The sequence below is a fragment of the Micromonospora sp. CPCC 205539 genome (assembly GCF_036906815.1).
GTDB lineage: Bacteria > Actinomycetota > Actinomycetes > Mycobacteriales > Micromonosporaceae > Micromonospora.
Genome location: NZ_JBAKHW010000004.1, coordinates 276,739 through 298,399 on the forward strand (window position 1 = coordinate 276,739; position 21,661 = coordinate 298,399).

A 21,661-nucleotide genomic window follows, 5' to 3' on the forward strand; every position below is an offset into this window, starting at 1 on the left:
AGCAGTGGTGACCGGGCGCTTAGTCGTCCGGGTCGAGGTCGTGTTCGGTCCGTAATGCGGCGGCGTCCGCAGGACGATCCAGCAGGTCGAGCGCACGGGCGAGCAGCCAGGCCGTCTGGCGGACCGGCCGGGAGTCGGCGGGCAGCCCGCCGAGCACCCGACGCAGCAGCAGTTCCGCCTCGGCCGGCCGGTCCAGGCGCAACAGCAGCTCACCGGCGAGGATCTCCACCTGTGCGGCCTCACCGAACGCCTCGATCGACCGCAACCGGTCCGGCACCCCGGCGAGCCGATCCAACGCCTCGGTCGGCCGTCCCTCCCCGGTCAGCACCCGCGCCGCCACCTCGGCGGCCATCGCCAGCTCGTACGTCACCGGCGGCGGCTGCTCCGGATGCCCGGTCAGCGTCGCCGCCAACTCCTCGACCAGCTCGACGGCACGTACCGCCGCTGGCCGGTCGTCGGCCCAGAACCAGGCGTACGCCTCCCGCCGCCGGGCCCGCAGCTCGTCGAGCGGCAGGTCGGCGAGCCGGTACGCCTCGGCTGCGGCGGCGAACCGCTCGCCGGCCACCGCGTCCCGGTCGGCGTCGTAGAGGATCCCGCCGGCCTCCTCCAGCACCTGCGCGCGGTGCGGGAGATTGTCCGGTCCGTCCAGGTTGCTGGCCAACTGTTCCAATAGCGCGAGCGCCGGGTCGATCTCGCCGAGCCCGACGTAGATGCCGGCCAGCAGGTGCCGACAGCGGTCCGCCTCCGCCTGTGCGGCCAGCCGGTCCAGGCCGAGCACCGCCTCCTCGGCGACCTCGGCCGCCTCCGCGAGCCGGCCCACCACCCGGTACGCGTTCGCCAACTCCCAGCGCAGGAAGGCGTCCCCCTCGGCGCCCCGCTCCACGCAGAGCGTCACGGCGTCGACGAAGTCGTCCACCCCGTCGGCGGCCCGGCCGGCGGCGAGCAGCGCCCGGGCCCGGGCGACCCGGACCGGCAGCTCGGCGTCCGGCGGTGCCGCCAGGAGCGCCTCGTCGCAGGCGGCCACCGCCTCGGCCGGATCGTCCACCATCCCGGCGTACGCCAGGCAGGCCGCCGTGGTCAGCTCGCCGACGCGCAGCTCCCGGCCGAGCCGGCGCGCCTCGTCGGCCGCGGTCCGGGCCTCGTCGAGCCGGTCCAGCTGCTCCAACAGGTGCGCCCGGTGCAGCGCGACGCGGGCCGCCAGGTACGGGTCACCGCCCGCGTCGGCCGGCACCCGATCGAGGGCGGCGAGCGCGTCCGCCCAGCGTTCCCGCTGGAGCAGCGTCAGCGCCACCCGGTCGTGCCCGGCGGCCCGCTGCCGGGCGTCGCCGCGCCGGTCCAGGACGGCGGCGGCCTCCCGGACCAGCGTCAGCCCCTCCTCGGCCTGCTCGTCGGTCCTGGTCAGCAGCACACCGAGTCGCCCGGCGACCACCTGGGCGGCGAGCTCCTCGGCCTCCTGCTGGTAGAGGGCCAGCGCCGCACGGTTCAACTCGATCGCGCCCTCGATGTCGTCCTCGTCGCCGCGCTCGGCCGCCCGCAACGCCAGCCGGTGCGCGACCGTCCGCGCCGGCAGGTCGTCGGCTCCGAACCGGCTGTCGCAGGCGGCCAGCGCCGCGCGGAACGTGGCCCGGTCGTGCCGGCCCCAGCTCTCCTCGGCGAGGTCCAGCAGCTCGTCCGGGCCGGCGTCCGCGGGCAGGGTCACCGTGGGCGCCTCGCCGGCATCGGCGCGCGACCGGTCACCCCGGTCGGCGGCGGTCGCCGACGCGCCCTGGTCGAGGGGGATGGTCGGCTCGTACCCCGTCGGGGTGGCCGGTCGACGACGGATGCTGGCGGAGAGCGGCACGTGCTCGCCGGTCGGCCGCACCGCGAGCCGTCGGGCGATCCACTCCGACTGGTGGGCGGTGCCGTTACGCGCGTCGAAGCGCGCAGCCAGCGCGGTCGCGGTGTCGACCAGCTCGTCGGCGAGCGACAGCATCGGCACCTCGCCCGCAGGCCGGCCCTCGGCAGCCCGCCGGTAGACGGTCGGCAGGCCGGTCCGGCCGGCCTGGCGCAGCGCGGCGGCGGCGGTCGCCGCGAAGTGCATCGCGGCGGCCGGCGACGGCGGCCGGTCCAGCCAGTCCAGGTGCCGCTCGACCAACTCCACGGCCCGTGCCTCGTTGCCGGTCAGCGTGCAGAACTCGATGTGGTCGCCGATGTCCCACAGGTCGGCGAGATTGCCCCGCAACCGGCGGTACGCCTCCCGGTGCGCGTCCCGCGCCGCCTCGCCACGCCCGGTCCGCAGGTACGGCAGAAGCAGCGCGGTGAGGATCGCCTGCGGCTGCTCGGTGCAGGTGAGTCGGCCGGCGAGCACCGGCTCGGCCAACTCCACCGCCTCGGCGTCGCGGCCGGTGTCGGCGAGGTAGCCGACCTGGCTCGTGGGGTCGCAGCCAGCGCAGTCGGAGAGGTCGTCGCGCGGGGTGGTCTGCCAGAGCCGGTACCAGTGCGCGGCGGCCTCGGCGTCGCCCACGTGGTCGGCGACCCGGAACCGGTGCTTGTGGACGGTCTGCAGGCTGTGCCCGCCGGACCGGTACCGCCGCTCCATGTCGTCCAACACCGCGTAGGTGCGGTCCAGTGGCACCTCGGGGAACTTCAGCAGGCCGGACACCATGTACTTGAAGTGCCAGAGCAGCTGATGCAGGTGGCGCTGGTGGTAGGGCTGCGGGTCACGGTCGAACTCGGCCAGGCACCAGGAGAAGGTGACAAAGGACTTCGCCGGTTCGCCGCCGTAGACGTAACCGGTGGTGGCCTGCATCCGGGTGACGAAGGCGAGGTGCCGGTCGTCCGCCGCGTCCACCCGGCGCAGCAACTGCTCCAGCGCGGCGATCTGACCGGCCCCGTACGGCATGTCGGCGATACCGCGCAGTACCCGCCACAGATCCTCGTCGGCCATGCTCACTCCCGTCCCGGTACCGCCCGGCCGAGCAGGCCGAGGAAGGAATCGTTCAGCAGCGCGGCGTCGGCCGCGCGGATCGGATGGTGACCGAGCAGCAACGCCTGCCCGTACAGCGCCTCGACGGCGAGCCCGACCAGTTCCGGGTCGCTCAGGGTGGTGACCCGACGGACGAGCGGGTTGCGGTGGTTGAGGACCAGCTGTGGGCGGTCCGGTGGAGCGGTCGCGGCGAGTGCGTCGAGCACGCCGCCCCACAGCTCGTCGGCCCGGTCCCGGCTGGCCGCGAGCTGGTCGTTGAACGCCGCCGACCGGCTGACCAGGTAGAGCGCGGGCAGCGATACCGGGTCGTACGCCCGGATCACCACCTCACAGCCGGAGCGCTCGACGGCCCGCTGCGCCGCGGTGAGGAACGGCCGCAACGCCATCTCCACCTGCGGGTCGAGGCCCTCGAAGCGGGTGGTGAGGTCGCTCGGCTCCAGCCGTTCGATCAGCACCGAGCGGTCCACCGCCGGCAGCCGCTCGATCAGCTCGGTGTCGTACGTGTAGCCCGCGTTGACCAGCGCCAGGTCCTGCGCGGCGGCCACCGCCGCGAGCTGGCGGAACTCGTCGAGGCTCGCCGCGTACCGGAGCACCCCGTAGCGCTCGCGGAACTCGGCGAGGGTCAGCGTGCCCACGTTGGTGTCCATCGGCCACCACCGGTCGACCAGTCGCAGCATCTCGTCGTCGTGCAGCGCCAACGCCTTCACGCCGAGGTGGTGCACCTGGAGGAACTCGGCCAGCCGGCGTGGGTCGTGCCGCGCGAGCCGGACCAGCCACCCGCGTACCTGGTCACCGAGCGCCTCCCGGGTCGCGGTCAGCAGGGTGTCCTCGTAGAGCGCCTCCCGGCTGGCGGTCGGGCGCAGCTCGGTGGCGTCCACCACGCAGTGGGCGAAGAACGCCCAGTCCGGCAGCAGCCCGTCGGCGTGCTCGGTGAGCAGCATCCGCTTGAGGTAGACCCGGTGCCCCGCCCGCGCCGCCGGATTCACCGGGGTGGGCAGGATGAACGCGACGCCGGTCACCCCGGCCTCGGGCACGGCCAGCGGCAGCACGTCGAACGGGTCGAAGCCGAGGGTCTCCCGGGCGTACCGGATCAGTGCCGGTCGGTCGACCGGAGCCTCCGCCGTGGTCGGCCAGGGCGGCTCGCCGGTGGTGGTGGTCACGTCGCCGACCCGGACGGTGACCGGCAGCAGGGAACCGAAGATCCGGGCCAGGTCGGTGACGGTCGGGGTGGTGAACCACTGGTCGGCGTCGCGGCGGGGCACCAGCGTGACGGTGGTGCCCGGCTCGGATCGGGCGGCCTCCGGCGGTGCCACCGTCACCGCGTAGCGGCCGTCGGCGTACCCGGTCCAGCGGACCGTGGGGTGCTCGCCGTTCCGGGTGAGCACCTGGATCTCGTCGGCCACCAGGAAGCAGGAGAGCAGGCCGATGCCGAACTGGCCGAGGAACTCGTGCCGGGAGAAGCCCAGCTCGTCGCGCTTGGAGCTGCGGCCGATGGTGGCCAGCAACTCGTGCACCTGTGCCTCGGTCAGGCCGATGCCGGTGTCGTGCACGCGCAGTGTGCCGTCGCCGGTGAGCTCCGGTGGGTCGATGCGGACCAGCGCTGGCGCGTCCGGCTCCGCCGCCCGGCGTGCCGTGATCGCGTCGACCGCGTTCTGCAACAGCTCGCGGACGTAGACCCGCGGACTGCCGTAGAGGTGATGACTGAGCAGGTCGACCACGCCACGGAGGTCGACCTGGAAGGTGTGGTCCACGCCTGAGTGCTCCCCGGTCCCGATTCCGGCGCTCACCGTACCGATGATCACCGATCCGCGCGTCCCCCTTTCGCCGCCGGCTTGACCCTCGACCCGGTCGAACCCGCACCGTCGCCGGCATGACCTCCTCCCCACTTGGCCGGGATTTCCGGCTGCTCTGGTCCGCGGCCGTCTCCTCCCGCTTCGGCGACGCGCTGCGTACCCCGGCGCTGGCGTTGCTGGCCGCGACCGTGACCCGCGACCCTCGGGTCATCGCGGCGGTCACCGTGGCCGGACAGTTGCCGCCGCTACTCTTCGGCCTGCTCGGCGGCGTGTACGCGGACCGCTGGGACCGCCGACGGACGATGGCCCTGGTGGACGGGTCACGCGCGGCCGTGGTGGCGGCCCTGGCCGTGGCGGTCGCCCTCGACCAGGCGAGCATCCCGGCGCTGCTGGTGGCCGCGTTCCTCCTCGCCACGTTGGGCACCCTCTTCGACGCCGCCTCGTTCGCGCTGCTCCCCGCTCTGGTGCCGCCGGCGGCGCTGCCCCGGGCGAACGGACGGCTCCAGGCCGGTGCCGCGGTGGCCGGTGGCTTCCTCGGCGCGCCCGCCGCCGGTGTCCTCTTCGCTGTCGCACCAGCGCTTCCGTTCACCCTCGACGCCCTGACCTTCGCCGTGGCGGCTCTGCTCGTGTTGAGCCTGACCCCCACTGCGCCGGCGTCCGGACCGGGAGCGCGCCGAGGGTCGGTGTGGGCCGAGATCGTCGAGGGGGTGCGGTGGCTGCGCGGCCACCGGACACTGTGGCGGGTGACCCTGCTCGCCGCCGCGTGCAATCTGGCGATCAGCGGCCTCATGGCGGTGCTGGTGCTCTACGCGTTGGACGTGCTGCGGGTGCCGCCGGCTGGGTACGGGTTGTTCGCCGCGGGTGCCATCGTCGGCGGCGTGGCCGGGGCGCTCGGCGCGGGACGACTCGCCGCCTGGCTCGGCACGGTGGCGGCGCTGCGCGTGGTGCTCGCCGCGCAGACCGTCGCGCTGACCGGTTTCGCGCTGGCGCGGCATCCGGTGGTGGGAGGGCTCGCGCTGGCGGTCTTCGCCGCCGGCACCGTGGTGTGGAACAGCCTGTGGGCGTCGTACGGGCAGCAGCACGTGCCGGCCGGGCTGCTCGGCCGGGTGAGTGCCGCCCAGCGGATGGTCGGGCTGCTCACCGCACCGGTCGGCGCGGCGCTCGCCGGGCTGGTCGGCGCGGCGCACGGCACGGGGCCGGTAGCGGTGGCGGTGGCGGGTACGTTCGCGCTGGTCACGCTCGCGGCATGGTGGACCCTGCAGCCGCTGCCCGTTGCCGTGGGTGCGGCCTAACCTGGCGTTCGTTCCCGATGGGACAGCCCGGACAGGCGCAGTGCGATCTGCCGGCGGGCCGGCGGTACGGCACCGAGCAGCCGGAGCAGCACGTCGCGGATCGGCCGACGGGCCGAGGAGAGCGTGGCCAGTCGGGTCAGCCCCGCGGTGAAGCTCAGGACATCCTCGGCCATCGGCCGCTGCCGGGCGGTGTAGTCGTCGAGCAGCGTCTCCGGGCCGCCGGCGAGCACGTCGGCCAGCGTGGTGCCGAGGGCCACGGCGTCGCAGATGCCGAGGTTCATGCCCTGCCCGCCGGCGGGGCTGTGCACGTGCCCGGCGTCCCCGGCGAGCAGCACCGGCCCGGCCCGGAACGTGTCGGCGATCCGGTGGTGCACCCGGAACCGGGAGCCCCAGAGCACCTCCGTGATCCGTTCGGGTCGGCGCTCCGGGCCGCGCTCGTCGAGCAGCGCCTGGAGGTAGGCCGAATCCGGCTCGGCCGGAGCCGTCGCCACCGCGGCGACGAGCCGGACGACGCCGTCCGGGAGGGGCGCCCAGATCAGTGGACCGGGGCGGGCGAGAAAGAGCGCGGCCTCGTCGCGGGGCAGGGCGCTGCGCACCCGGACGTCGGCGAGCACGAACGATTCCTCGTGGCTCGGACCGCTGAAGCCGATGCCGACCAACTGCCGGACCGTGCTGTGCAGACCGTCCGCGCCGACCACGAACCGGGCGCGCAGCGCGGCCCCGTCGACCTGCGCGACCACTCCGTCGGTGGTGGGGGTCAGGTCGGTCAGCCGGCCGGGCCGCCGCGCCCGGACGCCGAGGTCGGCGAGCTGGTCGGTGAGCACCGACTCGGTGACCGACTGGGAGACCAGCAACGCGTAGGGGAAACGGGACGGCAGCTGGTGGAACGGGACCGCGAGCAGCATCCGGTCCCGGTCGCGCACGGTGAACCGCGGTGCCCGCACGCCTTGGGCGACCAGCGGCGCCGCAGCGCCGATCCGGTCCAGCACCTCCAGGGTGTACGCGTGCACGACGGCCGCGCGGGAGGTCGTCGGTGGTTCGGCGAGCTGGTCGACCACGGTCACCTCGACCCCGCGCCGGGCCAGCGTCAGCGCGGTGGCGAGACCGGTGGGCCCGGCTCCGACCACCAGGACGTCGGTACTCGTGGGCAGCATGGCCACCTCCGGAACGACTGATGTCAACGGTTGTTGGCAAACGCTCGTTGGCAACGCTAGGTCGCCGATCGTTGTGTGTCAACGGTTGTTGGCCTACGGTCGTTGACATGACAGGGCCCGCCCACTCGACCCGTCCCCGCCGCTCGGACGCCACCCGCGCGGCGATCCTGCTGGCCGCTCGTGAGCGGTTCGCCACGGACGGGTACGAGCGCGCCACGATCCGGGCCATCGCCGCCGACGCCCGGATCGACCCGTCGATGGTGATGCGCTACTACGGCAGCAAGGAGGGGCTGTTCGCGGCGGCGGCCGAATTCGACCTCCGGCTGCCCGTGCTGACCGACGTGCCGCCCGAGCGGTTCGGCGAGCTGCTGGTCCGGCACTTCCTCGCCCGGTGGGAGGGCGACGAGACGCTCGCCGCGCTGCTCCGCGCCGCCAGCACCAACCCCGGCGCCGCCGAGAAGATGCGCGAGATCTTCGCCGACCAGCTCACCACGGTCGTTGCCACGCTCGGTGCCGACCCGGCAACCGCCGCCCGACGGGCCGGCCTGGTGGCCAGTCAGATCCTCGGCCTCGCCTTCACCCGCTACATCGTCCAACTGCCCCCGATGGTGGACCTGGGGCCGGACGAGCTGGTTTCCTGGATCGCGCCGACACTCCAGCGCTACCTGACCGGGCCGCCGCAGAGCTGACCCAACCTTTTCCCCCTCTCCGTGCGTCTGCCAGTTGACGTGGGACGTGTCGACCTGACGCGACGGCCGGGAGGTGAGCGGATGCGAGCGGCGACGAGCGACGGACGCGACGGCTACCTCGCCTTCGTGGAGAGCCACCAACATCGGCTGCTACGCGCCGCCTACCTGGTCTGCGGCAACCGGCACCAGGCCGAGGACCTCCTCCAGGACGCCCTGCTCAAGCTGGCGCTGCGCTGGCCCACGGTCCGCGACGGCGACCCCGCCGCGTACGTGCGGGCCATCCTCTACCGGGACGCGGTGTCGTGGTGGCGGCGCTGGCGTCGCGAGTGGCTCAGCGCCGAGCCGCCCGAACAGGTCGCCCCCGAGCGCGACGGCGCGTTGCGAATCACGCTGCACGACGCGCTGGACCGGCTGCCGCCCCGCCAGCGAGCGGTGCTGGTACTGCGCTACTACGAGGACCTGACCGAGGTGGCCACCGCGGAAGCCCTCGGGGTGACCGTCGGCACCGTGAAGAGCCAGTGCCACGCGGCGCTGCGCCGGCTCCGCGAGGTGGCCCCGGATTTGGCCCGGGACGCCCGGCCCGCCCCGAACCCGGCGACGCCCGGCGGCCTCTCCACCGGCCTGGAGGTGAACCCGTGAACGAGCAGACCCTGCGAAGACTGCTGACCGCCACCGTCGAGGACGTTCTTCCCGCGCATTCGGCGGCGGACGCCTGGGATCGGGCCCGGCGTACCCGACGCGCTCGGCGCGCTGTCGGTGTCGCTGCCCTGGCCGTCGCGCTGGTCGGCGGCGGCACCGTGGCCGCCCTGCGACCGTCCACCGGGCCGTCCGTCGACCGTTCGGTGGCACCCACCGTCGAGCCCAGCCCGGCCCCGCCGGTGCAGCGGGCCCCCACCGACCTGACTTTCCCGCCCGACCCGCTGACCCGGCTCGACGGCCCGGCAACCGTGCCGCTCTCGGCCCGACCGGTACGTCGGGCACTGGCGCTCTACCAACCGGTGGATGAGGAGAACCGCGCGGTCGGCCCGATCCGCGTGCTCGGCGACGACGGCGTGATCCGCGCACTGGACGTGGTGACCCCGGCGCCCACCCGGGACGAGGGTGGCAATCAGGCAACCGCCCTCAAGCCGGGCGTGCTGTCACCGGACGGCCGGTCGGCGGCGTTCGCGCAGACCAACGAACTGATCCTGGTCGACCTGACCGCGCCCGCCGTCCGCCGGATACCACTGGACGGCTACCTGGAACTGGTGGTCTGGGCTGGCGACCGGGTGCTGGTCGGCGGCGACGACCGGACGTACGCGGTGAACCTGGTTTCGGGGGCGGCCAGCCCGCTGACCGTCTCCGCGTGGGACCTCGTCGCGCCCGACCCGGCGGCCGGCCGGGAGGCGGCGCTCGTGGAGGTGGGCGGCGTGCGGGACGCTCTGGTCCTGCGCAGCCGGACCGCCCGCGAGGGCACGGTCCGCTCCGAACAGCCGGTCACCGGTGCGCTGCTCCCGGCGCCCTACCGGATCAACGAGTTCTACGGCCGGGGTTGGCTGCACGGCCCACGACTGGCCCGGGCGGCGTGGATCACCAGCGACGAGATCGACGGTGCTGAGGGGGTGGCCCTGCTGGACGCCCGGACCGGCGCGGTGTCGCACGTGCTCGACCTGGGGCGGGACCGGTGGAAGGGCTGCTGCGAGGTGCTGGGCTGGGACGACCGGGGTGCCGTGCTGCTCCGCCTGCGACCGGGCGGCGTGGTGCGCTGGCAACCGGCGACCGGCGAGATCACCGGCGTGGTCCGTGACCTGAACGGCGCGGTGGCGCTGGCCGGCTGAGCACCGCTCAGCCGGCCAGAAACACACGGTCGAGTCAGGCGGCGAGGCCGCCGGGCTGGTCGCCCTTGACGACGGGAGCCCGGACCAGGTTGCCCCACTCGGTCCACGAGCCGTCGTAGTTGCGCACCTGCGGGTAACCCAGCAGGTGCCGCAGCACGAACCAGGTGTGACTGGACCGCTCACCGATCCGGCAGTACGCGATCACATCGTCGTCCGGGCTCAGGCCGAGCTGGTCGGCGTAGATCGCACGCAGCTCGTCGAAGCCCTTGAACGTGCCGTCGTCGTTGGCGGCGGACTTCCACGGCTTGCTGACCGCGCCCGGGATGTGCCCGCCCCGCAGCGCGCCCTCCTGCGGGTAGTCCGGCATGTGCAGCGTCTCGCCGGTGTACTCACCCGGCGATCGGACGTCGACCAGCGGCCGACCGGCGGCGATGTGCGCCATGACCTGCTCGCGGTAGGCCCGCAGCGGCGCGTCGTCCCGCAGCGGCACCGGGTAGTCGGCGCGCGGACGGGACGGCTTGTCGCGGGTCACCTCGCGCCCCTCGGCGATCCACTTCTGGCGGCCACCGTCGAGCAGCCGCACGTCGGCGTGGCCGAAGAGCGAGAACACCCAGAGGGCGTACGCGGCCCACCAGTTGAAGTTGTCGCCGTAGAAGACGACGGTGTCGCCCCGGCCGATGCCCTTCGCGGCACACAACTCGGCGAAGCTCTTCGCATCCAGGTAGTCCCGGGTCACCTGGTCGTTCAGCTCCAGGTGCCAGTCGACCTTGACGGCACCCGGGATGTGACCGGATTCGTAGAGCAGGACGTCCTCGTCGGACTCGACGACGACGAGGCCCTCGTCGCCCAGATGCTCGGCCAGCCACTCGGTGGTGACCAGCCGCTGCGGATTCGCGTACGCCTGAAGGCGGGGATCTGGATCGTTCGGCACAGACATGATCCCCAAGGTACGCCGGATCGCCGCGCCCGACCTCGGTAACGAGACCGGCCCACCACCCGCACCGGATGGTGGGCCGGGCCGCGGAGATGACGGTCTCGCCCATGGTGTCGGGAGTGGGAACGCTCGTGAAGAACAGTCCCCAGAGGTTTCCGTCGCTGGCCGCGTCGACCAAGCTGGGCACGTGGGGTTCGTTCGGTGGCTGCAACTCCACCCCGTGCTGCCTACGAATTCCTGCATCAGTAAGCGCCACGACATGCCTCCCACATCCCGGGGGTCATCTCGTACTCGACCTCACCCAAGTCCGCTCCCGGCAGCGGATCATCCCAGAGCGGGAAGTACGTGCGCACGTACCGCATGCCGATGGCCTCCATCACGCCTCGAGACCCGGCGTTCACGGCCATGGTCTGCGCGATCACCCGGCTTTGCCCGACGGTGTCGAAGGCGTGCCGCAGCAAGGCGCGGGATGCCTCGCTGGCCAAGCCTCTCCGCCAGTACCGACGGACGAGGCGGTAACCCAGGTCCGTGACGGTTGGGTCGTCAGGTTGGTCGGGCCCGTGCGCTGGCGGCAGCATCATAAGCCCGATGAACTCGCCCTCGTCCTCACCTGCCGGCGACGTCGAGCCCCGCGCGCCGCCATCAGACCCGAACGCCATCCAATAGCCCAAGCCGTCCACCTTGCATGCCAAGGCCATCCTCTGCGAATGGGATGCGACCACCTCGTCCCTGGATCGCGCCCGGCCGCTGATCCAGCGAAGCACCTCCGGATCGGAGTCGAGCTGGACCTCTAGCTCGAGGTGCCGGTCTGCAAGTGGAACCAGCAGCAGACGGTCAGTGCGCAAGATCGGTTGCGGCATGCGGACACGATCACATGATCGTGCCAGCGGTGCGATCCGATTTCTCGCAGGTCACACGCACTTCAGTACCCCGACAGGTGTCCCCGGAATCGCTCCGGCGGCAGAGAGCGCAGTAATGCGGGTCCTGGGCAGCGGCGATCTCGTTCATGATCCACTCGGCGATGGGCGAGAATCGGCAGGGAAGCGGGTGCTATCCGGGACGGCGGACGTCGGGCGATCCAAATTCCGACCCGAGCATCCACAGCGGACGCGAGTCAGGCGCGGCGGTGGGCGATCCGGCCGGCGACCACGGTCACCAGGCAGGCGTCCTCGGCGTCGAAGACCGCCAGATCGGCTCGCCCGCCGAGGTTCAACGCCGGCGGTGCGGCGGCGGACAGCACCAGCAGGTCACCCCGATCGACGGCTGACCGCAACGCCGGATCGTCGAGGTGCTCCGCCAAGACCGCGGTGACTCCGCGCCGCAAGAGCGCGTACACCCGCTCACGCGGGGTGGGCGCGTCCGGCAGCGGCCCGCCGTGCACCAGCCCCGGCCCCAGAGTCCCGGGCCAGCGGCGGAGCCGAGCCCCGGCGTACCGCGCGCGCAGGTCGTCCAGCGGGCCGACTGCGTCGATCCGGTCGCCGCTCACCGCCACGGCGTGATCCGGCTCCGGCTCGCCATCGTGGGTGAGTCGCAGCAGCGGGGCGGTGTGCAGGGTGAGCACCCTCAGTCGACGATCGGCCCGAGCAGCGGGCGCTTGGCGGTGACCGTGTCGCCGGACGACCGGCCGGTCAGCCGGCGCTTGACCCACGGAGCCAGGTGCTGTCCGGCCCAGCGCAGGTCCGCCGCGCGGGCGGCGAGCCAGGGGGAGGGTGCCGGGTGCGGGGGCACCAGCAGCCAGTCCTCGTCGCAACCAACCCCGAGCGCCGTGAGCACCTGCCCGGCGACCCGCCGGTGCCCGGCCTCGCTCAGGTGCAGCCGGTCGGTGCTCCAGAGCATCGGGTTGAGGAAGGTGTCGTCGGCGTACAGGTCGACCAGGATGGCGCCGTGCCGCTCGGCGGTCTCACCGACCGCCTGGTTGAGCAGGTGCACTCGTGGAGCGACGAGGCGCTGGCCGGGCAGCCGGGCCATCACGTCCGCGAACCGGAAGAGGAGCACGTCCGCACCGCCCGAACGCAGCTGCCGGACCACCTCGTCGAAGCGGGCGACCAGCGTGTCCGGGTCGAAGGTGCGCCGCAGCACGTCGTTGCCACCGGCCGCGAAGCTGATCAGATCTGGCTTCATCGCCACCGCGGAGGGCACCTGCTCGGCGACCACGCTGGGGAAGAGCCGCCCACGAATGGCCAGGTTGGCGTAGCGGAAGTCGGGCCCCGCGTCGACGGCGAGCCGGGTGGCCACCAGATCCGCCCAACCCCGGAAGGTCCCGTCCGGGTACGCGTCGTCCATACCCTCGGTGAAGCTGTCCCCGACCGCCACAAAGCTGCGCCAGCGCACCCGCGCCCCCCTCACGCCATCGTTGCCTGCGGCGACCAGTCTTTCACCGGGGTCGTGGCCCGGTCACCGGCCCTCGGTGTGGGGCACGCCACCCGGTGGGTGGTTGGCGACGTGAGGGACCGGCCTCCCGCCGGTCCCTCACGTCGCAGCCGGTAGACCACCGGGTTGGTCAGCCGAGCAGCTCACCCCACGGGTTACCGCTCGGCACGGCGGTGCTTCCCAGCACGCGACCGTCGGCGGCGTACCGCACGAGGCGGTGGTCAGGGGCGTCGCCTCCGATTGAGGCGGCGTCGATCTGGGCCACCATCTCGCCGTTGGGCAGGAAGCGCACCTGCTTGGCGTCGCCGTGCCCGGTCGCCTTGCGCCAAGCGGGGTCGAGCGTCGCGAGCTCGACGGCGGCTCCGCTGGCGACGTCCACCCGGTAGTTCCGGATCCGCCAGGTGCAGCCACACTCACCCGCATTCGGCACGTGGGTGCTGATCACTACGGTTTGGCCGCCAGCGGCGATTCCCACCAAGGAGTGAATCTTGAGCCCGGCGGGGATGCGCGGAGTCACCGTACGGTGCTTGCCGCTCTCCTGCCGGAGTTCCACCGTCCGCGCCTCGCTCCGGCCGAACCAGCCGGCGCCGACCACCGGGCAGTCCTGCTGGTTGGTGGCGAGCACTCGGCGGCCGGTGCCGTCGGCGTTGACGGCGACGACGGTCCAGTCGCCGCGGCCGATCTGACCCTCGGCGAACAGCAACCGATCGGAGTCGAGCCAGCGAGGCCCGCAGGTCAGCTTGCCTTTGACCGGGACGGTGTAAACGCTCCCGCCGCCGAATCGGCTGATCACCAACCTGTTCGTCGGGCTGCGCTCGATCCAAGCAGCCCGGGCACCGTCCGGTGATGGTGCGACCGGACCCGAGTTCGTCTTGCTGCCCGGTCGGCCCTCCCGGACCAGCTTCCATTTCCCATCGGGTGTCGCGCGCCAGATCCTGCCCGGAGCGTTGCGCGCCTCGCCAAACTCCTCTTCCGTGTACCAGTACATGTTCGCGGGCAGGACCGCGTCGTCGGACGCGGCTGGCGGGCGCACCGGAACGGCGGGCTCCACCGACGGAGATGGAGTAGGAATCACATCGACCGGGCTCGGAGTGATTGTGATCGACGGGGAGTCAGCGGGCATCGGGGTCTGGCCGTCGCTGCGGGACACCAGGGCGATGGCGGTGCCGGTGGCCGCGCCGAGCAGCACCACGACGGCGGCCGAGGTCGCCACCGCTCGCTGGATGCCGAGGCGTCGGGAGGTGCGGAGGGCCCGGTCGCGCAGGTCGACCGGAGTGACCTCGTCCGCCAGGTTGGTCAGGTCGAACCGGAGACGGTCGCCGTTCATCGGGCACTCCCTTCCAGGACGTACAGCTCGGCGAGTTCGGGAGCGACGACGCGCAACCGGGCCAGTGACTTGGCCGTCTGGCTCTTCACGGTGCCGACGGTGACGCCGAGCAGTTCGGCGGCCTCCGCCTCCGTTCGGTCCTCGAAGAACCGCAGCACCAGCACGGCCCGTTGCTTCGGCGAGAGCTTCGCCAGCGCCGCCCGGAGGGTGAGCCGCAGACTGGTCTGGTGGGCGTGGTCGGGGGCCGAGCCGCCTCCGCGTGGCTCGGGCAGGTCGCCAACCATCGACTCGGGCACCCGACGGCGCCGCCACCAGGAGACCTGCAGGTGATACATGGTCTTGCGGGTGTACGCCTCGGCGTTGCCGCTGTGGTGCAGCCGGTTCCACGACCGGTGGGTACGGGCCAACGCCGACTGGACGAGGTCCTCGGCCAGGTGCTGGTCGCCGGTGAGTAGGTAGGCCGAGCGCAGCAGCGCCGGCGTGCGGGTACGGACGAACGAGTCGAACTCATTCAGCACAGGGTCCACACGAGCCGATCCTTCGGGTCACGGTGCGACTGGGTTGATGCCCTTCCAGACGTCACTTCGAGCCCCGGTGGTTGCCGCGTCCGACGCTCGTTCCTGACCGCGCGACGCGCCCCGACCGCACCAATTGGATCGCCGCGCTGGCAGGACAGGTTCTACGCTGCGCCCATGCTGCTACGCATGTCGACCCTGCTGCTGCGAACCCTGCGCGAGGACCCGGCCGACGCGGAGGTGCCGAGCCACCGGCTGCTGCTGCGCGCCGGCTACATCCGCCGTGCCGCACCGGGCGGCTACACCTGGCTGCCGCTGGGCAAGCTCGTGCTGGACCGGATCACCGAGGTGGTCCGTGGTGAGCTGACCGCGATCGGGGACCAGGAGGTGCACTTCCCGGCGCTGCTGCCAGCGGAGCCGTACCGGACCAGCGGCCGGTGGACGGAGTACGGCGACGACATTTTCACCCTCGCCGATCGGCGCGGTGCCGAGCACCTGCTGGCGCCCACCCACGAGGAGATGGCGGCGCTGCTGGTCAAGGACCTGTTCACCTCGTACCGGGACTTCCCGGTCACGTTGTTCCAGGTGCAGACGAAGTTCCGCGACGAGGCTCGGCCGCGGGCCGGTCTGCTGCGCGGCCGGGAGTTCCTGATGAAGGACGCGTACTCCTTCGACCTGGACGAGGCGGGGCTGCGGGACGCGTACGCACGGCATCGGGCGGCGTACCGGCGGATCTTCGACCGGCTGGGCCTGGACTACACCGTGGTGCACGCGATGTCCGGTGCGATGGGTGGCTCGGCGTCGGAGGAGTTCCTGGCCGCGACACCGGTCGGTGAGGACACTTTCGTCGGCTGCACCGCCTGCGACTACGCGGCGAACACCGAGGCGGTCACCACCAGGGTTCCCGCCGCCATCGACCCGGCCGGGCAGCCGGCCGTCGAGCTGCACGACACTCCGGACACTCCGACGATCGCCAGCCTGGTGGATCTGGCCAACGCCCGTCGGCTGGGTGGCCGGGACGGCTGGACCGCCGCCGACACCCTGAAGAACGTCGTGCTGACCGTGCGTCAGCCGGGCGCCGAACGGGCCGAGCCGCTGGTGGTCGGCGTGCCGGGCGACCGGGAGGTCGACCTGAAGCGGGTCGGCGCGGCGCTGCACCCGGCCCAGGTGGCCGTCTTCGAGGAGTGGGATGAGCATCCGGAGCTGGTCCGTGGGTACATCGGACCGCAGCTCGTCGACAAGCTGGGTCTCCGCTACCTGGTCGATCCGCGGGTCGTCCCCGGCTCGACGTGGTTGACCGGGGCGAACGAGCCGGGCCGACACGCGACGGGCGTGGTCTGCGGGCGGGACTTCACGCCCGACGGCACGATCGAGGCGGCCGAGGTCCGCGCCGGTGACCCCTGCCCCGGCTGCGCCGACGGTGAGCTGACCATCCGGCGGGGCATCGAGATCGGGCACATCTTCCAGCTCGGCCGCCGGTTCACCGACGCGTTCGCGGTCGACGTGCTCGGTCCGGCGGGCAAGCCGGTCCGCCCGTTGATGGGCTGCTACGGCATCGGGGTGTCCCGGGCGGTGGCGGCGATCGCCGAACAGCACCACGACGATCGTGGCCTGGTCTGGCCGGCGGCGATCGCCCCACTCGACGTACACCTGGTCGTTGCGGGCAAGGGGCCGCAGCTCGACGCGGCGCTGCAGCTCGGCGAGCGGCTCGCCGCGGCCGGCCTGCGGGTGCTGGTCGACGACCGGACGCACGTCTCGGCCGGGGTCAAGTTCACCGACGCCGAGCTGATCGGCATCCCCCGCGCCGTCGTGGTCGGCCGCCGACTGGCCGACGGGTACGTCGAGCTGCGCGAGCGGGCCGGCGACGGGCGCGTCGAGCTGCCGCTCGACGGTCTGGTCGATCACCTGGTCCACGAGGTACGTGCGGAACGTGGGAACCTGGTGTAGCCACGGCGTCACGGGGTACCGCATTTTGATACGGGTGAAAACGTCTTCGGAGGGCTCTCATGACCGGTTACCGGGTCAGCGATGTGATGACCAAGCAGGTCGTGTACCTGCCGGCGGAGACCACCCTGGACGAAGCGGCCAGGGTGATGAAGGAGGCGGACATCGGCGACGTGGTGGTCACCGACGGCGCGAGCCTCGCCGGCATGCTCACCGACCGGGACATCGTGGTGCGGGCGGTCGCCGAGAACAGCTCACCGGCGGCCACCACCATCGGCTCGATCGTCACCCGCGAGGTGGTCATGATCGAGCAGCACTGCACGGCGGGCGAGGCGGCCGCGTTGATGCGGGACCGGGGCATCCGACGGGTGTTGGTCTGCGACTCCGACCGGAAGCTGGTCGGGATCGTCTCGCTCGGTGACCTGGCCATGCAGCTCGATCCGACCAGCGCGTTGAGCGAGATCAGTGAGCAGTCGCCCACCACATGAGCCGTCGGCGGCGGCGGTAGCCTCGACCCATGGCTGATATGCCGGCCCGACTGGCCGAGATCGTCGACGAGTTCGCCGCCGCACCGCGCGACCTGGTGTTGGAGATGCTGCTCGAGTACGCCGATGTCATCCCGCCGCTCCCGGTCGACGCCGAGCGCGAGGGTATGGAGCAGGTTCCGGAGTGCCAGACGGCGTTCTTCCTGCGCGCCCGGGTGACCCCGGAGGGCACCGTGGAGACCCTCTTCGACTGCCCTCCGGAGGCGCCGACCACCCGGGCGTTCGCCGGAATCCTCGCCGAAGGGCTGGCCGGCGCGAGCGCAGAGGAGGTCCTGGCCGTGCCGGAGGACCTCTACCAGCGGATGGGCCTCGCGCAGGCGATCAGCCCGCTGCGGGTGCGCGGCGGCACGGCGATTCTCGGCCGGCTCAAACGTCAGGTCCGGGAACAACTCGCCTGACCCGGCGGTTGGCACCGATCATGGAGATCGAGATCTACGCGGACGTGATCTGCCCGTGGTGCTACATCGGCAAGCGTCGACTGGACCAGGCCCTCGCCGCGTACGACGGCGAGGTGACCGTTCGCTTCCGGCCGTTCCAGCTCGACCCGTCGCCGGTGCCCGAGCCCCTTCCGCTGCTCGAGGCGATGGCCGCCAAGTTCGGCGGCTCGGAGCGGGCCCGCCAGATGTTCGACCACGTGACCGGGGTCGCGGCGGGCGCCGGGCTGAAGCTCGACTTCGACCGGGCGGTGATCTCGAACACCTTCGACGCGCACCGACTGGTCGCCTACGCCACCGACCACGGCCGGGCGAGCGACATGCTGGACGCGCTCTACCGGGCGCACTTCACCCAGGGCGTCGACGTCGGCTCCCGGGAGGCGCTGGCCACGGTGGCCGGTGAGATCGGCCTGGACGCCGCCGACGTACGCCGGTTCCTCGACTCCGACGAGCGGACCGCCGACGTCGCGGCGGCACTGGCCGCCGCCCGGGAGTTGGGCATCACCAGCGTGCCGACCTTCGTGCTGGCCGGGAAGTACGCCGTCTCCGGCGCCCAGGAGACGCAGACGCTGCTCGCCGCGCTCACCGAGGTCGAGCAGCGCGAGGCCGCCGCGCACTCGCACTGAGCCGGATCACCGCCTGACCACGGCACCCGGCATCGACCAACGTGATGTTTCACGTGCAACGGTATCGATGCCGGTGCCCGGTCAGGCCGGCCTGGCCAGGTCCTCCACCACCCGAGCGCCGGGCAGCGCGCCCAACGCCGGCCCGGGCAGCGCGATCTTGCTGTGCCGCACCCCGGATCCGATGATCACGTGCGGTGCGGCGATCACCCGCGCGTCCACCAGGATCGGCCACTGCGCCGGCAGGCCGATCGGAGTGATGCCGCCGTACTCCATGCCGCTCAACTCGACCGCATCGTCCATCGGGGCGAAGCTCGCCTTGCGGACGTCCAGCGCCCTGCGGACGACTCCGTTCACGTCGGCCCGGGTGGTGGCCAGGACGATGCACGCCGCGTAGCGGACGACACCCTCACGCTTGCCGGCCACCACGACGCAGTTGGCCGACACGTCCAACCCCACCTCGTACGCCGCGCAGAACGCGGCCGTGTCGGCGAGTTCGGCGTCGATCGGCGCGACCAGCACGTCGTCCACGTCCACCGGCGCGTCGGCGGGCCACTGCGCGATGGCCGCCGCCACCGGCGGGGCAAGCAGGTCCAGGCGGGCGCGAGCCGGTTCGGTCTTCAGCGTTCCCATCACGGGTGCGATCCTCGCATCCGTCACGCCGAACCGCCCGGCGACCCGAGGGCCGCCGGACGGACCAGACCTTGGGCCCCTCAATTGCCGGCGAGGAAGGCGTTGTCGCGCATGAAGCTGCGGTCACGTGAGGCGGCCAGCTCCTCGGCATGTCGGGTCTTGATTCGTTGCAGCTCCACGTCCTCCATCGCGTGCCGGACACCCAGCCGGATCACGCCGTAGAGGAAGACGAAGCCGAAGACGTAGAGGATCACGGTGGCGACGACGGTGAACATGGCGTCACCGTAAGACGAACATGAACCGGGGTCCTTCTCATCTCCGCCCGGTTCCCCCGTACGTGTCGGCGAGGTGATCGGCCCAGGTGCGCACCCCGCGAGGCAACGCCTCGGTGACCAGTCCACCGGCACGCAGCTCGCGACCCAGCCGGCCCGGGATGCGTACCGGGAGCAGGGGCCGACGGGAGTTTCGGGCCGCACGCCAGGCGCGGACCGCCTCGTCGAAGCGGAGCACCTCCGGCCCGCCGTACTCCTCGATACCGCGCAGCGGCCCGGCGACCAGGCGGGCCGCCAGCCGAGCCGCCACCTCACCCAGGTCGACCGGCTGGGCGAGCACCGCCCGGTCCCCGATCACCGGCCCCAGCTTGCCGCTGTTGGCGATCAGGTCGTCCAGGAACTGCGGGAACTGGGTGGCCCGCAGCACCGACCAGGGCACCGGACCGGCCGCGATGACCTGCTCGGCGGCGAGCTTGTGTCGGTAGTAGGGGATCGGCACCCGGTCCACCCCGACGATCGAGATGTAGACCAAATGCCCGACGCCAGCCGTAGCGGCCGCGTCCACCAGCCGTCGGGTGCCGAGCACGTCCACCTCATGGGTCTGTCGTCCCAAGGGTGCGGACGCCAGGTGCAGCACCCCGTCCACCCCGTCCACCGCCTCGGTGATCCCCTCGCCGGTGGCCAGGTCGGTCACCACCCACTCGACATCGGAACCCGTACGCGGCCGACGGCTGGTGGCCCGGACGCTGACGCCGTCAGCACGCAGCCGGGTCAGCACCGCGCGGCCGAGGTGACCGCCCGCTCCGGTGACCAGAACCTTCATCCCGTCCTCCTGTTCCGCCGCCTACCACGGCGCCATGGGCTCACCTCGCTCGACGACACCAGCCTGCGACTCGTGACCGGGTGTGCGCCGGCTCACCCCGAACGATCACCCGCCCGGCCGCACGCTCCCGCCCACCACCACCCGCCCGGCCAACAGCGCTCCGAACAGCGCCAGACCGGCGGCCACCAACAGCGTCGCCGTGTAGCTGGCCGGGCCCGGCGCGCTCCCGGCGGCCAGCACCGCCCCGGTGAGGGCCAGCACGGTCGCCGCGAAGAGCGAGTCGCCCAGTTGCAGCGAGGAACTGTTGCGGCCCTGCTCGCCGGGGGCGGAGAGCTCCAGGGTGAGCACCGACAACGACGGATAGAGCAACCCCATGCCGAAGCCGGCGATCGCCCAGCCCACCACGGCGACGGCCACCGGCAGCTCGGGCCGGACGGCCAGCGCCACCGTGGCGGTGCCGACCGTGATGCAGGTCAGCCCGGCCCGGGGCAGGCTGGCCCGGGACGCCGGTACCGGGATCCGGCCCTGCACCCACGAGCCCGCGGACCAGGCCAGCGCACCCACCGTGAGAACCAGCCCGGCCGTGGTCGGTGACAGCCCCCGCTCCCGGGAGAGCATCAGCGGGATGACCACCTCGGCGCCGACGAACGCCGCCGAGGCGAGACCGCGCAGCCCGACCACGGTGGGCAGCCCCCGGGCCGCCCGGAGGAACCCGGCCGGCAGCAGGCGCGGGGCGCAGACCAGCAGGCCGGCGACGGCGAGCGCGATCAGCGCCAGGGCGGCCGCGCCACGCTGCTGCCCCCCGATGTGCAGCAGTGCGGCGCTCGCCCCCGCCCCGCACGCCCAGCCGATCCGGGCCGCGGCACCGGCCGGCACCCGAGCCGTCGCGCTCACGCCCAGAGACCGCAGGCCCGGATGGATCAGCAGCACCGCCGGCACGGCCACCGCCGGCACCACGAGGAACACCCACCGCCAGCCCAGGTACTCCACGATCAGGCCGGCCAGCGCCGGCCCGACCAGCGACGGTACGACCCACGCCGCCGCGAACGCGGCGAAGATCCGCCGGTGCAACTCCTCCGGGTACGCGTGCCCGACGATCACGTACAGCGCCACCGAGAGCAGCCCGGAGCCGAACCCCTGCACCACCCGGCCGACGACCAGCAGGCTCATCACCGGGGCGGTGCCGGCGACCAACAGCCCGACCACGAACCAGGCGACCCCGTGCCACATTGGCCCCCGCGGCCCCCGTGCGTCACACCAGATCCCGGAGACGACCATGGCCAGCACGCCGGCGGCGAACGGGCCACCGAACGCGATGCCGTACAGCGCCAGCCCGTCCAGACTCCGGGCGACGGTCGGCATCGCCGTACCGACGGCCAACGCCTCGAACGCGAGCAGCGAGATGAGCGCGACGCTGCCCACGGTCATCGCCCGCAGCCGGGGCGCGAACAGCCCCGCCGGGGCCGGTACGGCGGTGGTCAGTGGTGTGGTCGGCACTGACCGATCATGCGACCTCAACCGGGATTGAAGT

Annotated in this window: 21 protein-coding genes; 8 read left to right on the plus strand and 13 right to left on the minus strand. The window is 72.7% G+C overall.

Annotation, left to right across the window (positions count from 1 at the left end):
• Nucleotides 1–19 precede the first annotated feature (19 nt).
• Nucleotides 20–2,926 carry a hypothetical protein gene (locus V6V47_RS05620; protein ID WP_334626885.1) on the minus strand — a complete coding sequence of 969 codons (2,907 nt, stop codon included), beginning with the start codon at nucleotides 2,924–2,926 and terminating at the stop codon, nucleotides 20–22.
• A gap of 2 nt (nucleotides 2,927–2,928) precedes the next feature.
• On the minus strand, nucleotides 2,929–4,716 hold the full coding sequence (locus V6V47_RS05625) for an HSP90 family protein (RefSeq protein ID WP_334627074.1): 1,788 nt from the start codon (nucleotides 4,714–4,716) through the stop codon (nucleotides 2,929–2,931).
• Between the two features lie 119 nt (nucleotides 4,717–4,835).
• Here V6V47_RS05625 and V6V47_RS05630 point away from each other — a divergent pair, with 119 nt between their 5' ends.
• Nucleotides 4,836–6,050: an MFS transporter gene (locus V6V47_RS05630; RefSeq protein WP_334626886.1), complete on the plus strand. Its 1,215-nt coding sequence runs from the start codon at nucleotides 4,836–4,838 to the stop codon at nucleotides 6,048–6,050.
• Here V6V47_RS05630 and V6V47_RS05635 read toward each other — a convergent pair.
• Complete coding sequence (locus V6V47_RS05635; protein ID WP_334626887.1) at nucleotides 6,047–7,204, minus strand: FAD-dependent oxidoreductase; 1,158 nt, start codon at nucleotides 7,202–7,204, stop codon at nucleotides 6,047–6,049. The two genes, V6V47_RS05630 and V6V47_RS05635, sit on opposite strands and share 4 nt — an antisense overlap.
• Nucleotides 7,205–7,311: 107 nt before the next feature.
• On the opposite strand from V6V47_RS05635, the gene V6V47_RS05640 reads away from it, so the two are divergent.
• The 3 genes from V6V47_RS05640 to V6V47_RS05650 all read left to right on the plus strand — a co-directional run bounded on the left by V6V47_RS05640 (nucleotide 7,312) and on the right by V6V47_RS05650 (nucleotide 9,710).
• On the plus strand, nucleotides 7,312–7,893 hold the full coding sequence (locus tag V6V47_RS05640) for a TetR/AcrR family transcriptional regulator (RefSeq protein WP_334626888.1): 582 nt from the start codon (nucleotides 7,312–7,314) through the stop codon (nucleotides 7,891–7,893).
• Nucleotides 7,894–7,974: 81 nt separating this feature from the next.
• Nucleotides 7,975–8,532, plus strand: a complete 558-nt coding sequence (locus tag V6V47_RS05645; RefSeq protein ID WP_334626889.1) for a SigE family RNA polymerase sigma factor — start codon at nucleotides 7,975–7,977, stop codon at nucleotides 8,530–8,532.
• A complete protein-coding gene (locus V6V47_RS05650) occupies nucleotides 8,529–9,710 on the plus strand; it encodes a hypothetical protein (protein ID WP_334626890.1) in 1,182 nt (393 codons plus the stop codon). Before V6V47_RS05645 ends, V6V47_RS05650 begins: the two co-directional genes overlap by 4 nt.
• Before the next feature lie 34 nt (nucleotides 9,711–9,744).
• Here V6V47_RS05650 and V6V47_RS05655 read toward each other — a convergent pair whose 3' ends face one another.
• From V6V47_RS05655 to V6V47_RS05680, 6 genes are all read right to left on the minus strand, one after another.
• The gene (locus V6V47_RS05655; protein WP_334626891.1) at nucleotides 9,745–10,647 is read right to left on the minus strand and encodes a sulfurtransferase; all 903 of its coding nucleotides are present in this window, start codon (nucleotides 10,645–10,647) and stop codon (nucleotides 9,745–9,747) included.
• Nucleotides 10,648–10,886: 239 nt separating this feature from the next.
• On the minus strand, nucleotides 10,887–11,504 hold the full coding sequence (locus V6V47_RS05660) for a GNAT family N-acetyltransferase (RefSeq protein ID WP_334626892.1): 618 nt from the start codon (nucleotides 11,502–11,504) through the stop codon (nucleotides 10,887–10,889).
• Nucleotides 11,505–11,758: 254 nt separating this feature from the next.
• Nucleotides 11,759–12,205 carry an imidazolonepropionase-like domain-containing protein gene (locus V6V47_RS05665; protein ID WP_334626893.1) on the minus strand — a complete coding sequence of 149 codons (447 nt, stop codon included), beginning with the start codon at nucleotides 12,203–12,205 and terminating at the stop codon, nucleotides 11,759–11,761.
• A gap of 2 nt (nucleotides 12,206–12,207) precedes the next feature.
• Complete coding sequence (locus V6V47_RS05670) at nucleotides 12,208–12,975, minus strand: SGNH/GDSL hydrolase family protein (RefSeq protein WP_334626894.1); 768 nt, start codon at nucleotides 12,973–12,975, stop codon at nucleotides 12,208–12,210.
• Nucleotides 12,976–13,144: 169 nt separating this feature from the next.
• Nucleotides 13,145–14,341: a hypothetical protein gene (locus V6V47_RS05675; RefSeq protein ID WP_334626895.1), complete on the minus strand. Its 1,197-nt coding sequence runs from the start codon at nucleotides 14,339–14,341 to the stop codon at nucleotides 13,145–13,147.
• Nucleotides 14,338–14,868 (minus strand): SigE family RNA polymerase sigma factor, encoded by a 531-nt coding sequence (locus V6V47_RS05680; protein WP_334626896.1) that lies wholly within the window; start codon nucleotides 14,866–14,868, stop codon nucleotides 14,338–14,340. The genes V6V47_RS05675 and V6V47_RS05680 overlap by 4 nt, the downstream gene beginning before the upstream one ends.
• A 165-nt stretch (nucleotides 14,869–15,033) precedes the next feature.
• Between V6V47_RS05680 and V6V47_RS05685 the strand changes: the two genes are divergently transcribed.
• The 4 genes from V6V47_RS05685 to V6V47_RS05700 are packed head-to-tail and all read left to right on the plus strand — an operon-like array spanning nucleotide 15,034 to nucleotide 18,405.
• On the plus strand, nucleotides 15,034–16,803 hold the full coding sequence (locus tag V6V47_RS05685) for a proline--tRNA ligase (protein WP_334626897.1): 1,770 nt from the start codon (nucleotides 15,034–15,036) through the stop codon (nucleotides 16,801–16,803).
• A gap of 59 nt (nucleotides 16,804–16,862) precedes the next feature.
• Entirely contained in the window at nucleotides 16,863–17,288 is a 426-nt protein-coding gene (locus V6V47_RS05690) for a CBS domain-containing protein (RefSeq protein ID WP_334626898.1), read from the plus strand.
• Between the two features lie 29 nt (nucleotides 17,289–17,317).
• Nucleotides 17,318–17,743, plus strand: a complete 426-nt coding sequence (locus V6V47_RS05695; RefSeq protein ID WP_334626899.1) for a SufE family protein — start codon at nucleotides 17,318–17,320, stop codon at nucleotides 17,741–17,743.
• 20 nt (nucleotides 17,744–17,763) lie between these two features.
• Entirely contained in the window at nucleotides 17,764–18,405 is a 642-nt protein-coding gene (locus V6V47_RS05700; protein ID WP_334626900.1) for a DsbA family oxidoreductase, read from the plus strand.
• An 81-nt stretch (nucleotides 18,406–18,486) separates the two neighbouring features.
• Here the strand turns inward: V6V47_RS05700 and V6V47_RS05705 are convergent, their stop codons facing one another.
• The 4 genes from V6V47_RS05705 to V6V47_RS05720 all read right to left on the minus strand — a co-directional run bounded on the left by V6V47_RS05705 (nucleotide 18,487) and on the right by V6V47_RS05720 (nucleotide 21,627).
• Entirely contained in the window at nucleotides 18,487–19,035 is a 549-nt protein-coding gene (locus V6V47_RS05705) for a YbaK/EbsC family protein (RefSeq protein ID WP_334627075.1), read from the minus strand.
• Between the two features lie 80 nt (nucleotides 19,036–19,115).
• Nucleotides 19,116–19,310 (minus strand): hypothetical protein, encoded by a 195-nt coding sequence (locus V6V47_RS05710; protein ID WP_334626902.1) that lies wholly within the window; start codon nucleotides 19,308–19,310, stop codon nucleotides 19,116–19,118.
• A 37-nt stretch (nucleotides 19,311–19,347) separates the two neighbouring features.
• Nucleotides 19,348–20,130 (minus strand): SDR family oxidoreductase, encoded by a 783-nt coding sequence (locus V6V47_RS05715; RefSeq protein WP_334626903.1) that lies wholly within the window; start codon nucleotides 20,128–20,130, stop codon nucleotides 19,348–19,350.
• A gap of 105 nt (nucleotides 20,131–20,235) precedes the next feature.
• The gene (locus tag V6V47_RS05720) at nucleotides 20,236–21,627 is read right to left on the minus strand and encodes an MFS transporter (protein ID WP_334626904.1); all 1,392 of its coding nucleotides are present in this window, start codon (nucleotides 21,625–21,627) and stop codon (nucleotides 20,236–20,238) included.
• Nucleotides 21,628–21,661: the final 34 nt, after the last annotated feature.